The organism is Bradyrhizobium sp. MI1.7 (assembly GCF_055811795.1).
This window is the reverse complement of record NZ_JBVVPO010000029.1, coordinates 1-13,931: the sequence shown is the minus strand read 5'-3', so window position 1 is coordinate 13,931 and position 13,931 is coordinate 1. Positions and strand designations below refer to the sequence as shown.

Annotated in this window: 10 protein-coding genes; 8 read left to right on the top strand and 2 right to left on the bottom strand. The window is 64.6% G+C overall.

The window, feature by feature from the left end; all coding sequences use genetic code 11:
* Nucleotides 1-162 precede the first annotated feature (162 nt).
* The 5 genes from AC0L3X_RS24550 to AC0L3X_RS24530 are packed head-to-tail and all read left to right on the top strand — an operon-like array spanning nucleotide 163 to nucleotide 6,134.
* Nucleotides 163-639 carry a formate dehydrogenase subunit gamma gene (locus tag AC0L3X_RS24550; RefSeq protein WP_014496685.1) on the top strand — a complete coding sequence of 159 codons (477 nt, stop codon included), beginning with the start codon at nucleotides 163-165 and terminating at the stop codon, nucleotides 637-639.
* Nucleotides 636-2,192, top strand: coding sequence for a formate dehydrogenase beta subunit (locus AC0L3X_RS24545; RefSeq protein WP_473316916.1), 1,557 nt, complete (start codon nucleotides 636-638; stop codon nucleotides 2,190-2,192). The genes AC0L3X_RS24550 and AC0L3X_RS24545 overlap by 4 nt, the downstream gene beginning before the upstream one ends.
* A 10-nt stretch (nucleotides 2,193-2,202) precedes the next feature.
* The gene (gene fdhF / locus AC0L3X_RS24540) at nucleotides 2,203-5,076 is read left to right on the top strand and encodes a formate dehydrogenase subunit alpha (protein ID WP_063984539.1); all 2,874 of its coding nucleotides are present in this window, start codon (nucleotides 2,203-2,205) and stop codon (nucleotides 5,074-5,076) included.
* 4 nt (nucleotides 5,077-5,080) lie between these two features.
* A complete protein-coding gene (gene fdhD, locus AC0L3X_RS24535) occupies nucleotides 5,081-5,911 on the top strand; it encodes a formate dehydrogenase accessory sulfurtransferase FdhD (protein WP_063984540.1) in 831 nt (276 codons plus the stop codon).
* Entirely contained in the window at nucleotides 5,898-6,134 is a 237-nt protein-coding gene (locus AC0L3X_RS24530) for a formate dehydrogenase subunit delta (protein ID WP_028151503.1), read from the top strand. The genes fdhD and AC0L3X_RS24530 overlap by 14 nt, the downstream gene beginning before the upstream one ends.
* Here the strand turns inward: AC0L3X_RS24530 and AC0L3X_RS24525 are convergent.
* Together AC0L3X_RS24525 and AC0L3X_RS24520 are read right to left on the bottom strand one after the other, a co-directional pair.
* On the bottom strand, nucleotides 6,091-9,078 hold the full coding sequence (locus tag AC0L3X_RS24525) for a bifunctional [glutamine synthetase] adenylyltransferase/[glutamine synthetase]-adenylyl-L-tyrosine phosphorylase (RefSeq protein ID WP_063984541.1): 2,988 nt from the start codon (nucleotides 9,076-9,078) through the stop codon (nucleotides 6,091-6,093). The two genes, AC0L3X_RS24530 and AC0L3X_RS24525, sit on opposite strands and share 44 nt — an antisense overlap.
* A complete protein-coding gene (locus tag AC0L3X_RS24520) occupies nucleotides 9,075-10,529 on the bottom strand; it encodes a sensor histidine kinase (protein ID WP_063984542.1) in 1,455 nt (484 codons plus the stop codon). Before AC0L3X_RS24520 ends, AC0L3X_RS24525 begins: the two co-directional genes overlap by 4 nt.
* Nucleotides 10,530-10,809: 280 nt before the next feature.
* On the opposite strand from AC0L3X_RS24520, the gene AC0L3X_RS24515 reads away from it, so the two are divergent.
* The 3 genes from AC0L3X_RS24515 to AC0L3X_RS24505 all read left to right on the top strand — a co-directional run.
* Nucleotides 10,810-10,974: a hypothetical protein gene (locus AC0L3X_RS24515; protein ID WP_231144474.1), complete on the top strand. Its 165-nt coding sequence runs from the start codon at nucleotides 10,810-10,812 to the stop codon at nucleotides 10,972-10,974.
* A gap of 447 nt (nucleotides 10,975-11,421) precedes the next feature.
* On the top strand, nucleotides 11,422-13,731 hold the full coding sequence (locus AC0L3X_RS24510; protein WP_225048739.1) for a polysaccharide biosynthesis tyrosine autokinase: 2,310 nt from the start codon (nucleotides 11,422-11,424) through the stop codon (nucleotides 13,729-13,731).
* Nucleotides 13,732-13,800: 69 nt separating this feature from the next.
* A partial coding sequence (locus AC0L3X_RS24505; protein WP_473316929.1) for a GDP-mannose 4,6-dehydratase occupies nucleotides 13,801-13,931 on the top strand: 131 nt, incomplete at its 3' end.

The following is a 13,931-nucleotide window of genomic DNA, read 5'->3' as shown; positions in this document are numbered from 1 at the left end:
GGAAAAACCGGCAAGCGGAACGCGATTAATTGCATTTCCGTATCGTCCGATTGCACTTCCAAATCGATCGGAATTCGCAATCGCAGCATGAGACAGCTTTATTGATCTTCGAACGATTCCAAATAGTTTGCGATCAAGGGACGCTCAATCTGAGAACAAAGAATGACAGCGGTTTACGAGCCTTGGGACGAGACGCGCGGCGCCGAGATCATCGCCGAACATGCGAAGCAAGAGGGCGCGACGCTGGTCATCCTGCACGCCCTTCAGGAGGCGTTCGGCTATGTGCCGGAGGCGGCGATTCCCATGGTGGCGCAGGCGTTGAATCTGTCGCGCGCCGAGGTGCATGGCGTGTTCACATTCTACCATGATTTCAGGCACAAACCCGCCGGCCGCCATGTGCTGAAGCTTTGTCGCGCGGAAGCCTGTCAGGCTGCGGGGGGCGATGCTCTCGCCGCGCGCGCCGAAGCGAAGCTTGGCGTGCCCCTCGGCAAGACCACCGCCGATGATCGCGTCACGCTGGAGCCGATCTACTGCCTCGGGCTGTGCGCGACCGCACCGTCCGCCATGCTCGACGGCCGCCTCATTGGCCGGCTCGATGAGAAGCGCCTCGATGCACTGGTCGCGGAGGCACAGCGATGAGCATGCGTCTATTCGTCTCCCGCGACGCGGGTGCGATTGCGGTTGGCGCCGACGAGGTTGCGCTGGCGCTGGAGCAGGATGCGGCCAAGCGCGGCGTTGCAGTCGAGATCGTCAGGACTGGCTCGCGCGGCATGTACTGGCTGGAGCCGCTGGTCGAGGTCGCGACGCCGCAGGGCCGGATCGCGTTCGGCCCGGTCACCGAGGCCGATGTGCCCTCCCTGCTCGATGCCCTCGCCAGCAACACGCCGCATCTGCTGCGGCTGGGCGCAACCGAGGAGATCCCCTGGCTGAAGCGCCAGATCCGCCTCACCTTCGCCCGCTGCGGCGTGATCGATCCGCGCTCGCTCGACGACTACCGCGCCCATGACGGCTATAAGGGCCTCGAGCGCGCGCTGTCGCTCGGCTCGGATGCGATCCTCGCCGAGGTCACCGCATCCGGCCTGCGTGGCCGCGGCGGTGCGGGCTTCCCGACCGGCATCAAGTGGAAGACCGTCGCGCAAGCGAAGGCCGACCGCAAATTCATCGTCTGCAACGCCGACGAAGGCGACAGCGGCACCTTCGCCGACCGCATGATCATGGAAGGCGACCCCTTCCTGGTGATCGAGGGCATGACGACCGCCGGCATCACCGTCGGCGCGACCAAGGGCTACATCTACATCCGCAGCGAATACCCGCACGCAGTCGAAGCGATGAACGCGGCCATCAAGGCAGCAAAGCGCGGCGGCTATCTCGGCGACAAGATCGGCGGCTCCACCTACAGCTTCGATCTCGAAGTGCGGGTCGGCGCCGGCGCTTACGTTTGCGGCGAAGAGACCTCGCTGCTGGAAAGTCTCGAAGGCCGCCGCGGCCTGGTGCGCGCCAAGCCGCCGCTGCCCGCGCATCACGGCCTGTTCGGCAAGCCGACCGTCATCAACAACGTGCTGTCGTTCGCCGCGATCCCCTTCATTCTCGCCGAGGGCGCCAAGGCCTATGCCGATTTCGGCATGGGCCGCTCGCGCGGCACGATGCCGATCCAGCTCGCCGGCAACATCCGCCATGGCGGGCTGTTCGAGACCGCGTTCGGCGTGACGCTTGGCGAGCTCGTCGACGACATCGGCGGTGGCACGTTCACGGGCCGCCCGGTCCGCGCGGTGCAAGTCGGCGGCCCGCTCGGCGCCTATTTCCCGCGCGCGCTGTTCGACACCCCGTTCGACTACGAAGCCTTCGCCGCACGCGACGGCCTGATCGGCCATGGCGGCATCGTCGTGTTCGACGACAGCGTCGACATGCGCAGGCAGGCGCGCTTCGCCATGGAATTCTGCGCCATCGAATCCTGCGGCAAGTGCACGCCCTGCCGGATCGGCTCGACCCGTGGCGTCGAGACCATCGAAAAGATCATCCGCGGCGAGCGCGTGAGCGAAAATCTCGCGCTCGTCGAAGACCTCTGCAACACCATGAAATTCGGCTCGCTCTGCGCACTCGGGGGCTTCACGCCCTACCCCGTGCTCAGTGCATTGAAGCATTTCCGGGAAGATTTCATCCCGGCCCCGACCACGCTTCAGGCCGCGGAATAGGAGAACGACGATGTCTCTGATCGAAGAAATCGACTACGGCACACCGCGCTCCAAATCGACGACGATGGTGACGCTGACCATCGACGGGAACCAGGTCACGGTGCCCGAGGGCACCTCGATCATGCGGGCCGCGATGGACGCGGGCCACCAGATCCCAAAGCTCTGCGCGACCGACATGGTCGACGCGTTCGGCTCCTGCCGTCTCTGCGTCGTCGAGATCGAGGGCCGCGCCGGCACGCCGGCCTCCTGCACCACGCCCGTGATGAACGGCCTCGTCGTGCACACCCAGAGCGAACGGCTGAAGAAGCTGCGCAAGGGCGTGATGGAGCTCTACATCTCCGACCATCCGCTTGACTGTCTCACCTGCGGCGCCAACGGCGATTGCGAATTGCAGGACATGGCCGGCGCCGTGGGCCTCCGCGACGTGCGCTACGGCTACGAGGGCGAGAACCACGTCTTCGCAAAATCCCATGGCGAGATCAACGCCGCCTGGATGCCGAAGGACGAGTCCAATCCTTACTTCACCTACGATCCCTCCAAGTGCATCGTCTGCTCGCGCTGCGTCCGCGCCTGCGAGGAAGTGCAAGGCACCTTCGCACTGACCATCTCTGGCCGCGGCTTCGACAGCCGCGTTTCGCCCGGCATGAGCGAGAGCTTCCTCGGCTCCGAATGCGTCTCCTGCGGCGCCTGCGTGCAGGCTTGCCCGACCGCGACGCTGACGGAAAAGTCGGTGATCGAGATCGGCCAGCCCGAGCACTCCGTCGTCACCACCTGCGCTTATTGCGGCGTCGGCTGCGCCTTCAAGGCCGAGATGCGCGGCGAGGAAGTCGTGCGCATGGTGCCGTACAAGGACGGCAAGGCCAATCGCGGCCATTCCTGCGTCAAGGGCCGCTTCGCCTGGGGCTACACCAACCACAAGGAGCGTATCCTCAACCCGATGATCCGCGAGCGGATCGAGGATCCCTGGCGCGAAGTGTCCTGGGATGAGGCGTTCTCGTTTGCCGCTGCCAAGATGCGCGGCATCCAGAAGAAATACGGCCGTGACGCCATCGGCGGCATCACCTCGTCCCGCTGCACCAACGAAGAAACCTATCTGGTGCAGAAGCTGATCCGCGGCGGCTTCGGCAACAACAATGTCGACACCTGCGCCCGCGTCTGCCACTCGCCGACCGGCTATGGCCTGTCGCAGACCTTCGGCACGTCGGCCGGCACGCAGGACTTCGACTCGGTCGAGGACACCGACGTCGCGGTCATCATTGGTGCAAATCCCGCCTCCGCTCACCCGGTGTTCGCGTCGCGCCTGAAGAAGCGGCTGCGCCAGGGCGCAAAGCTGATCGTAATCGATCCGCGCCGGACCGAAATGGTGGAATCACCGCACGTGAAGGCGCTGCACCTGCCGCTGATGCCCGGCACCAACGTTGCGGTCGTGACCGCGCTGGCGCATGTCATCGTCACGGAGGGCCTCGCCAACGAAGCCTTCGTGCGCGAGCGCTGCGACTGGGCCGAGTTCGAGGAATGGGCCGCCTTCGTCGCCCAGCCGAAACACAGCCCGGAAGCCACCGCGATCCTCACCGGCGTCGATCCGCAGGTGTTGCGTGAAGCCGCGCGCATCTACGCCACTGGCGGCAATGGCGCGATCTATTACGGCCTCGGCGTCACCGAGCACAGCCAGGGCTCGACCACCGTGATCGCGATCGCCAACCTCGCGATGGCGACCGGCAATATCGGCCGCCCCGGCGTCGGCGTGAACCCGCTGCGCGGCCAGAACAACGTGCAGGGCTCTTGCGACATGGGCTCGTTCCCGCACGAGCTGCCCGGCTATCGCCACATCTCGGGCGACGCCGTGCGCGACCAGTTCGAAGCGCTCTGGAACGTCAAGCTCAACCCGGAGCCGGGCCTGCGCATTCCCAACATGTTCGATGCCGCAATCGAAGGCACGTTCATGGGCATCTACGTGCAGGGCGAGGACATCCTCCAGTCCGATCCCAACACCAAGCACGTGGTGGCGGCGCTGTCGTCGATGGAATGCGTCATCGTTCACGACCTCTTCCTGAACGAGACCGCAAACTACGCCCATGTCTTCCTGCCCGGCTCGAGCTTCCTCGAGAAGGACGGCACCTTCACCAATGCCGAGCGCCGCATCCAGCGCGTCCGGAAGGTGATGTCACCGAAGAACGGCATGGCCGACTGGGAGGTCACCATCGCCCTCGCCAAAGCCATGGGCTTCGAGATGAACTACAGCCATCCGTCCGAGATCATGGACGAGATCGCGGCACTGACGCCGACGTTTACCGGCGTCTCCTACGCCAAGCTCGACGAACTCGGCTCGGTGCAATGGCCCTGCAACGAGAAGGCGCCGGAGGGCACCCCGGTGATGCATATCGGCGGCTTCGTCCGCGGCAAGGGCAAGTTCATCGTCACGGAATATGTCGCGACCGACGAGCGTACCGGCCCCCGCTTCCCGCTGCTGCTCACCACGGGCCGCATCCTCAGCCAGTACAATGTCGGCGCGCAGACAAGGCGCACCGAGAACGTGGTCTGGCATGCCGAGGACCGGCTCGAGATTCATCCGCACGACGCCGAGCAGCGCGGTGTACGCGACGGCGACTGGGTGCGGCTCGCGAGCCGTGCGGGCGAAACCACGCTGCGCGCGGAGATCACCGACCGCGTCTCACCGGGCGTCGTCTACACCACCTTCCATCACCCGGACACGCAGGCCAACGTCATCACCACCGACTATTCGGATTGGGCCACCAACTGCCCCGAATACAAGGTCACGGCGGTGCAGATCTCGCCGTCGAACGGCCCGTCCGACTGGCAGAAGGCCTATGACGCGCAGGCGCAGCACTCCCGCCGCATCGCGCCGGCCGAGGCCGCGGAGTAACGGCATGCACGTGCCGGTCCAGGCCATCGACCGCGAGATCTGGCGCGACGGTGCCGCGTCCGAAGGCACGCGCCTGATCCCGGAGGAGACGCCGCTGGCGCTGACCTATAACGGCGGCAGCTATGCCGTCATGATGGGGACGCCGCAGAACCTCGAGGATTTTGCGGTCGGCTTCAGCCTGGACGAAGGCATCATCAGGTCGGTCGACGACATCAAGTCGCTCGAAGTGGTCCGCCTCGACGACGGCATCGAGCTGCGCATGTGGCTGGCGTCGGAAGATGCCGCGCGCATCAGCGAGCGGCGGCGGCACATTGCCGGCCCGACCGGCTGCGGCATTTGCGGCATCGATTCAATCGCCGAGGCCGTGCGGCCTGCGGCCGTCGTCCCACCAGGGTCCAGCTTCACGCCGCAACAGATCATGACGGCGATACAGGCGATCGCGCCCCTGCAATCGATCAACATGCAGACGCGCGCGGTCCACGCCGCGGCCTTCTGGTCGCCATCGAATGGCATTGTGGCCCTGCGCGAGGACGTCGGCCGCCATAACGCGCTAGACAAGCTCGCAGGTTCGCTGGCGCGCAGCCGGACGGACGCTAGCGTGGGCATGGTGCTGCTGACGAGCCGTGTCTCGGTCGAGATGGTGCAGAAGACGGCCGCAATCGGCGCCCCGGTGCTGGTCGCCGTCTCGGCGCCCACCGCGCTCGCGGTTCGCACCGCGGAAGCCGCCGGCATCACGTTGATCGCGATTGCCCGCAGCGATGGGTTTGAAGTATTCACGCACCAGAGTCGCGTTACGGCTCATCGTGCTCAGGAGATTATCGATGTCGTCGCCTGACCGCCTCGTCTACATGGCCAACCAGATCGGTACCTTCTTCAAGAGCCAGGGCCACGACAAGGCCGTGCCGGGGATCGCCGACCACATCAAGAAGTTCTGGGATCCCCGGATGAAGCGCGCGATCTTCGCCCATCTCGACGCGGGCGGCGCAGGCCTGGAGCCGAACGTGCGCGAGGCTCTCACCTCGCTGAAGCAGACGACGTCCCTTCCAGCAGCGCCGTAAATACGCGCCTCACCTCGCTCTGCGTTTCCTTCACGCGCGCCTCCAGCGACGAGAAGTCGGGCGCATCGCCGGCGCGCGCCATCACGCGCTGAAGGTCGGTGCCGGCGGTCTCGGGCTTGAAGCCGTCGCTGACGCAGAGCCGCAGGATCTGCGTCAGGTCGTGATAGAGCCGCGCCGCCGCGCGAAGGATCTCCGCCTCCGATTGCGGGAGCACGTTGAGCTTGGCGGCGTTGTCCAGAACCTGAAGGGTGCTGACGTCGAGAATTTCAGGCTTGTCATGGGCGTGCACGAGCTGGAGATATTGCGCGATGAAGTCGATATCGACCATGCCGCCTGCAGCGTATTTGAGATCCCAATGGTCGCTCTCGCCCTTCTCCTGCGCGATGGCGCGCCGCATGTCGGCGACGTCGTTGGCAATGGTCGCCCGATCGCGGCGGCGGGTCAGGACATCGCGGATGATACGCTCGATCCGCTCACGGAATTCATCCGAGGCCGATACCACGCGGGCGCGGGTCAGGGCCATGTGCTCCCAGGTCCAGGCCTCGTTGGCCTGGTAGTCCGCGAATGAGACGAGGCTCGACGCCACCGGACCGGCGCGTCCCGACGGGCGCAGCCGCATGTCGATCTCGTACAGCACACCGTAATTGGTGCGTGTGGTGAAGGCACTGATCAGGCGCTGGGTGAAGCGCGCGAAGTAGTGGGCGCCCTGAAGCGATTTGGCCCCGTCGGAGTCCGGATTGTCGCTGTCGAAATCGTACAGCAGGATCAGGTCGAGATCGGACGATGCCGTCATCTCGCGGCTGCCGAGCCGGCCCATCGCGATGATCGCGGTCTCCTGATCCTTGATACGTCCGTGTTGGGCGGCGAAGCGTTCGGCGACAAGATCGTGCACGGTGTGGACGATGCCTTCGGCGACATCGGCGAAAGCCGTGCTGGCCTGCTGCGCCGAGACAGTACCGGAGAGAATGCGCGTGCCGATCAGGAACAGGCTCTCCTGCCCGAACAAGCGGAGACGGTCGAGAAATTCCTCATAGGAGTCGGCGTCGCGCACCGTCGCGGCCAATCGCGCCGACAATTCCTGCTTGTCCGGCATCGCGCCGAAGAATCTGGGATCGATCAGGCCGTCCATGAGCTGCGGCTTCCGCGCCAGCATCTCGCCGAGCCGCGGCGCCGCGCCGAGCACCAGCGCCACGAGCGCGACGAGATCGCGGTTCTGGCCGAGCAGCGTGATCAGCCGCCCGCCAAGCTGGAGTGCCTGGAGGAACTGATCGAACGCCACGACGGCGCGATCCGGCTCCTCGGCCCGCGCGAGGCCGTCGATCAGGGCCGGCACGAATTCGACGAAAGCGCTTCGCGTCTGGTCGTTGCGGAACACGCGGTAGTCGCCTGTGATCCAGTCGCGTATGGTCTGCGCGAGCGCGGCCGGCTTCTTGAAGCCGAGCGTCGTCAAATATTGCAGCAGGCGCGGATCGTCAGGACCTGCGCTGTAGTCGAGCGCCGGCAGCTTTGCCGTGCCGGTCGGGTCATCGCCCTCGAACAGCTTTTCGTAATGTCCCTGCACGATCTGGAGCTGCCGCAACAGGTCGCGCGCAAAGGCTTCGCGATCCGGATAGCCAAAGAAGCGCGCAAAGCGCTCGACCGCCTCCTTGTCGTCGGGCAACGCATGGGTCTGCTCGTCGGCGATCATCTGGAGGCGGTGCTCGACGCGGCGCAGGAATTCATACGCAATGGTCAGCTCGTCACGCGCGGCAAAGGTGATCCAGTTGCTGGTGGCGAGAATATCGAGCGCAGCGAGCGTCGGCCGCACCCGCAACTCCGGATGGCGACCGCCGGCGATCAGCTGCTGCGTCTGCGCGAAAAATTCGATCTCGCGAATGCCGCCACGCCCGACCTTGACGTTGTGCCCCTCGACCGCGATCTCGCTCTGGCCGCGATAGGTCTGCATCTGACGCTTCATGTCGTGGACGTCGGCAAGCGCGGCGAAGTCGAGATGCTTGCGCCAGACGAACGGCGCGATTTCGGCGAGCAGCGCCTCGCCCGCTTTGGCATCGCCGGCGCAGGCACGCGCCTTGATCATCGCAGCACGCTCCCAGGTGCGCCCTTCCCGCTCGTAATAGTTCAGCGCGGCGTCTCGCGAAATCGCCACTTGCGTCGAGGACGGATCGGGACGCAGGCGCAGGTCGACGCGGAAGACGTAGCCGTCATAGGTACGCTGCTGGAGAATGCGCGCCACGCCCTGCGTCACCCGCACGAAGAACGGCTGCGGCTCGATGTCGGGTGCGAGCGTCGTGGCATCGGGATCGAAGAACACGATGAGGTCGATGTCGCTGGAATAGTTCAGCTCGCCCGCCCCCATCTTGCCCATCGCGAGCACGATCAGGCCGCAGCCCTCTTCCGGAGCTTCGGGATTCGGCGGCAGGATCTTCCCACGTGCGGCTTCCTGCCGCAGCTGGTACTGGAGCGCCGCCTGCACCGAGGATACCGCGACATCGGTCAGCGCCGCCGTCACCCGCATCACCGGCCAGACGCCGCCGATATCGCACAGCGCAGTGAGAAGCGCCGCTTCGGCCTTCATCCTGCGAAGCAGCCGCATCACCTCGGCTTCGTCGCCTGCCGCGAGCACCGCGTCCCTCGCCTCCGCGATCAGCAGGGCGAGATGCGCATCCGGATCGCATTCCAGCAACCGGATCAGCCGCAGCGGGTCAGTGCGCACCAGATCGAACAAATAGGGCGAGAATTCTGCGATGCCGGCCAGAATATCCCGCGCGAAGGGATGAGCCAGCAACACGCCAAGACGGGCCGATTGCGCCGGCTCGAGCTCGGCCAGCCAGCTTTCAAGACGTCGTTCGTCGGTGGTGGAAGCGGCAATATGGGGAGCCTCCGCAAAGCGCGCGGCGAGGCTCTCACCAGTCTTGTCCGCGTTTCCCGGCGCGGAGTGGTTCATGCCACCTTCTGTGGCACATCCTGCATTGGCGGAGCAACCCTGTCGCCGGCGCGCGCCGGGAGCACCAGCGTGGCGACGAGGCCAGGCTGGGCATCACCCAGCCGCAATTCTCCGCCATGCAACGTCGCAACCGCGGCGGCAAGGCTGAGACCGAGGCCGGAGCCCGGCAGCGTGCGGCTGGCTTCAAGCCGCACGAATCGCTCGACGACATGCTTGCGGTCGGCTTCGGGGATACCAGGGCCACGATCGGTGACGCTGAGCAGCACCTGGTCTCCCTCGCGCCTCGCCTCGATGATGATCTGCCTGGAGTCCATGCTGACCACGGTTCCACCGGTCTGCGCGACCGGCTTGCCGTACTTGATCGCGTTCTCGACCAGGTTGGCGAGCGCCTGGCTGATCAATTCGCGGTTGGCGTGAACCGGCGTCGGCTCGGCCTTGACCTTCAAGGTCATGCCATCGTCCTCGGCCAGCGGCTCGTAGAGCTCGTGGATGCCGCCCGCGACTTCGGCGGCGTCGAAATCATCCATGTTGCCACGCGCCTGGCCGGACTCGGCGCGCGCGATCATCAACAGCGCATTGAAGGTGCGGATCAAGCCGTCGGATTCCTCGATGGTCCGCTCCAGCGCCGCTCGGTAATCGGTCTCGCTGCCCGATTTCGCCAGCGCCTCCTCGGCGCGGTTGCGCAGACGCGTCAGTGGCGTCTTGAGGTCGTGGGCGATGTTGTCGGAGACTTCCTTCAGCCCCGCCATCAGCGCCTCGATCCGCTCCAGCATCGCATTGAGGTTTTCCGCAAGACGATCGAGTTCGTCGCCGCTGCGCCCCACCGGCAGGCGCCCGCTGAGATCGCCGGTCATGATGCGCTGCGCGGTGCCGGTCATCGCATCGATGCGCGTGAGCACGCGGCGCGCGACGAAGATGCCGCCGCCGAGGCCCAGCACGACCACGATCAGGATCGACCATTGCGCGGCCTTGGCGACGATCCCGAACAGGCGCCGCCGCTCGTCGAGGTCGCGACCGATCAGGAGGCGGAAACCGTTTTCGAGCTCGGTGACGCGCACCAGCGCGCGATGGTCGCGCTCGTCGGCGTCCTCGATCCGCTTGTAGGCCGTCTCCGACCAACCGCGCGTCGCCATTACGCCCGGCGCCAGCGAGCCGACATTGCCGGCGATCGCCTGCCCGGTCGGCGTGGTCACGAGATAGAGGTTGGCGCCCGGCCGCAGCGCCCGGTACTCGATCGCGAGCACGAGGCCGCGCAGGCCGCGACGGCCGTAGATCTCGTTGATCTCCGAGGTCTCGGCATTGACCGTCTGCGTGATTTCCTCGGTGATCAGCCGCCGCGTATTCCAGGCGAAATAGCCGAGCAGCGAGGCCGCGAAAATCGCAAACAGGAACAGGTAGACCAGCGTCAGCCGGAATGCCGTGGTGCGGACGAGTTTACCGAATGCCGTCACGGATCCGGTACCCAATCAGAGCGCTGCGCGTGCTATCACCGGTCATCGCAACTTCTCATATTCTCTTTTTGTTTCAAGCAGTTACCGCATCTTATGCTGTCTGGTTCCCGGCCGTCTCTGGCGAAAAAGCGGCAAGTTGGCGCGACTCTCTTCCGAGGCATCTGGTCAGTGGAATGGAACGTTAAAGTGGCACTCAATTCGAACCAAGTTAAATCCCTGCAAGCTGGCGTTCATGCGGACGGCGGGGCTATCTGGTCATGGGCGGGAGCGGCGATCGGGTGTGGCCTTCCGCTTCACTGACCTTGACGGTAAACGGCGCGCAAATGGTGTTCGCCGCGACGTACTGACGTTGAGCGGCGCGCCCAACCATGCCCGCGAATACAAGGTCATCTTGAAACGCGATGGCGTCGATCCGCGCGTCGAGAAGCGTCCCGGCAAGACGTGAGGCTTGGACCGCAAGCCACTGAACTTTGCGAGATCACGGAATGGCACCCGCCCCGGCCGATGCGCCATTTCCTCGACACGCCGACGCGAAAGGACGGCGCGTGACATCCGGCGTCGTCCGCCGCGATAACACATAACATATCGAACGACGCACCTACATCAGTTCATATCAAACTGTTGCAAATGTGTATTATTTGTTCGCTAGAGAAAGCCATCAACGTTACGGGGGCTGGCGTCACAACTCGGCGGGCCGGGCTCGGTCATGGCAAGACCATGAGTCGAGATACTCCTAGCTGGTAGAGTTATGCGACGATCAATGCCTCTCCCGCTGCCCTTGGGACCAGACAGGGTGAGATGCCCCGGTCAGGTGGAATTTCGCTGCGGTCGTGGCAGCGCCTTTTTGCTCCGAGCAACCGCCCGCCCGCCGAGGATGTGATCGACGATGGACATGCCGTTGCACAGAACCCGCGTCAACTATAGCGGTGGGCGGGAAGAAGCTTCGTCCTCGATGTCGGCCTTGATCGACCAACTGTCCGGACTGGCCCGGCGACAGTATCGGGTCATTCTCATCGTGCCTGCCGTGGCCATAGCCATCGGCCTGCTCTATCTGCTGGTCACTCCCTCGCAATACACCGCGACCGCTACGCTTTTGATCGACAGCAGCACGCTGCGGGTCCTGCAGAACCAGTTGCAGCCGCAGGGGGATATTCCGCTCGACACGCTTCAGGTGGGCTCCCAGGTCGAAATTCTCGCCTCGCGCAAGCTGGGACTCGACGTTGTAAGAAGCCTCAAGCTCGCCGACGATCCGGAATTCGCCGGTGGCTGGAGCCTGTTCTCGCGTCCGGACGTCACCTCAAACACGGTGGAAGAACGCGAGCAGAGGGCGCTCGATGAGTTTCTGGCCCACCGCTCTATCACGCGCGGCGACAAGACTTATGCGCTGAACATCTCATACACGTCGCGTAGCCCCGAGACCGCGGCCAAGGTCACCAACGCGATCGCGGAGGCCTATATCGACGACCAGCTCGGCGCAAAATACCAGACAGTCACCCGCGCAGGCGCCTGGCTGCAGGACCGGATCAACGAGCTGAAGTCGAAGGCGGCGACAGCCGATCGCGCCGTCCTGGAGTTCAAGGAAAAGAACAACATTGTCGACCTCGGCGGACCGAACGTATCGGCCGGCAGCGCGAGCCGGCTCATCGGCGAACAACAGCTGTTCGAACTGAACAGCCAGCTCGCCGCCGCCCGCGGCGCCACCAGCGAGGCCAAGGCCCGGCTCGACCGGATCGAGCAAGTCCGGAAAATGGACGTCAGCGAGGGCGCCGTCGCAGATATCCTGAAAAACGAGGTCATTACGCGGCTCCGCAATCAGTATGTCGACCTGTCTGCGCGCGAGGCCAACATCTCGACGAGATATGGTGCGGACCATACGGCCGCGATCAACCTGCGCGACCAGATGGAGGAAACGCGCCGAAACATCCGCGGGGAGCTCGGACGGATCGCTGGCAGCTACAAGAGCGATTACGAGATCGCCAAGACGCGCGAAGAAAGTTTGGAGCGGTCGCTGGCCAGCCTGGTATCCGAGGGCCAGCTCACCAACCGCGATCGGCTTGGATTGGCCGAGCTCGAAAGCTCGGCCAAGGTATATCACACGCTCTACGACACTTTCCTGCAGCGTTATATGGAGGCGATACAGCAGCAGTCGTTTCCGATCACCGATGCACGCGTGATCAGTCCAGCCGTCGCGCCGAAGAAGAAGAGCAAGCCGGTGGCGTCATTCGTCCTTGCCATCGCGCTCACGATGGGCCTGATGGCGAGCTTTGGAATTGCAGCCTGGCGCGAGGCAGTCGACGGCGTCTTCCGCACGGGATCGCAGGCCGAACAGGAATTGGGCGTCCGTTGTCTGTCGGTGATTCCGCTCGCGGCTGGACAGGCACCTCGTGCACCATCACCTCCGCGATCGATCGCGACCGGATTCGATGCAGAGGCCGGTCGACTGGGTCCGCCGCCGCAAACCGTGGAGAACGTGGCGGCGGATACACCCCATTACGCATTCATCGATCCGTTGAAGCGACGCGCAGTCGACGATCCGATCTCGGTCTTCACCGAAGCGTTTCGCGCAATCAAGATGAGAGCGTGGCTGGAATCCACCATCCGCGAGAACAGGCTGATCGGCATCACCTCGACCGTCGCGGGCGAAGGCAAATCCACCGTTGCCGCGAACCTTGCGTCGCTGTTGGCCGATGCCGGTCGACGCGTGATCCTGATCGACGCGGACCTTCGCAATCCTACGCTTGCCCGCTCGCTCACGCCACGGCCGTCAGCCGGATGGCTGGAGGTGCTGAGCGGGAAGATCGATCTCGCACAGGCCACGGGTCGAGACGCCGCCACGGGACTGGCACTGCTGCCTCTGCTGCTGACCGAAGCTCCGGTCCATTCCGACGAGGTGCTGGCATCGCAGGGATTTCGAACCCTGCTTGATCGACTGCGCGAAAGCTATGATTATGTTATCGTCGACCTTCCGCCGATCGCACCTGTCGTCGACGTGCGTGCGATCGTCCCGGTGATCGACTCCTTCGTGTTCGTGGTAGAATGGGGAAGCACCAGGATCAAGGCGGTGCGGCGCCATCTGCTAGCCGAGCCGGACCTTCACGATCGCCTGCTTGGCGTGGTGCTGAACAAGGCCGATCTGAGGGTTCTCGAAAAATTTGAGCAGCCGGGTGTTTATCAGAATGGATACTACAGAAGTGGCAGCTAGAGGTGCCGTTGAATCGATGCTTGGAGGGCGCCACGCCGGATCCCCGCTTCGGCGGGAGCGAGCGCTCGGATGAGCAAGCGGATCGCTCTCATCACCGGCGTGACCGGTCAGGACGGCGCCTATCTCGCCGAATATTTGCTGTCGCTCGGCTATGTCGTGCACGGCATCAAGCGGCGCTCGTCCTCGTTCAACACCGCGCG

Coding starts and splice junctions, on each gene's coding strand:
- AC0L3X_RS24550 (WP_014496685.1), top strand. CDS start 163: ATGACAGCGGTTTACGAGCCTTGGGACGAGACGCGCGGCGCCGAGATC.
- AC0L3X_RS24545 (WP_473316916.1), top strand. CDS start 636: ATGAGCATGCGTCTATTCGTCTCCCGCGACGCGGGTGCGATTGCGGTT.
- fdhF (WP_063984539.1), top strand. CDS start 2,203: ATGTCTCTGATCGAAGAAATCGACTACGGCACACCGCGCTCCAAATCG.
- fdhD (WP_063984540.1), top strand. CDS start 5,081: ATGCACGTGCCGGTCCAGGCCATCGACCGCGAGATCTGGCGCGACGGT.
- AC0L3X_RS24530 (WP_028151503.1), top strand. CDS start 5,898: ATGTCGTCGCCTGACCGCCTCGTCTACATGGCCAACCAGATCGGTACC.
- AC0L3X_RS24525 (WP_063984541.1), bottom strand. CDS start 9,078: ATGAACCACTCCGCGCCGGGAAACGCGGACAAGACTGGTGAGAGCCTC.
- AC0L3X_RS24510 (WP_225048739.1), top strand. CDS start 11,422: ATGCCGTTGCACAGAACCCGCGTCAACTATAGCGGTGGGCGGGAAGAA.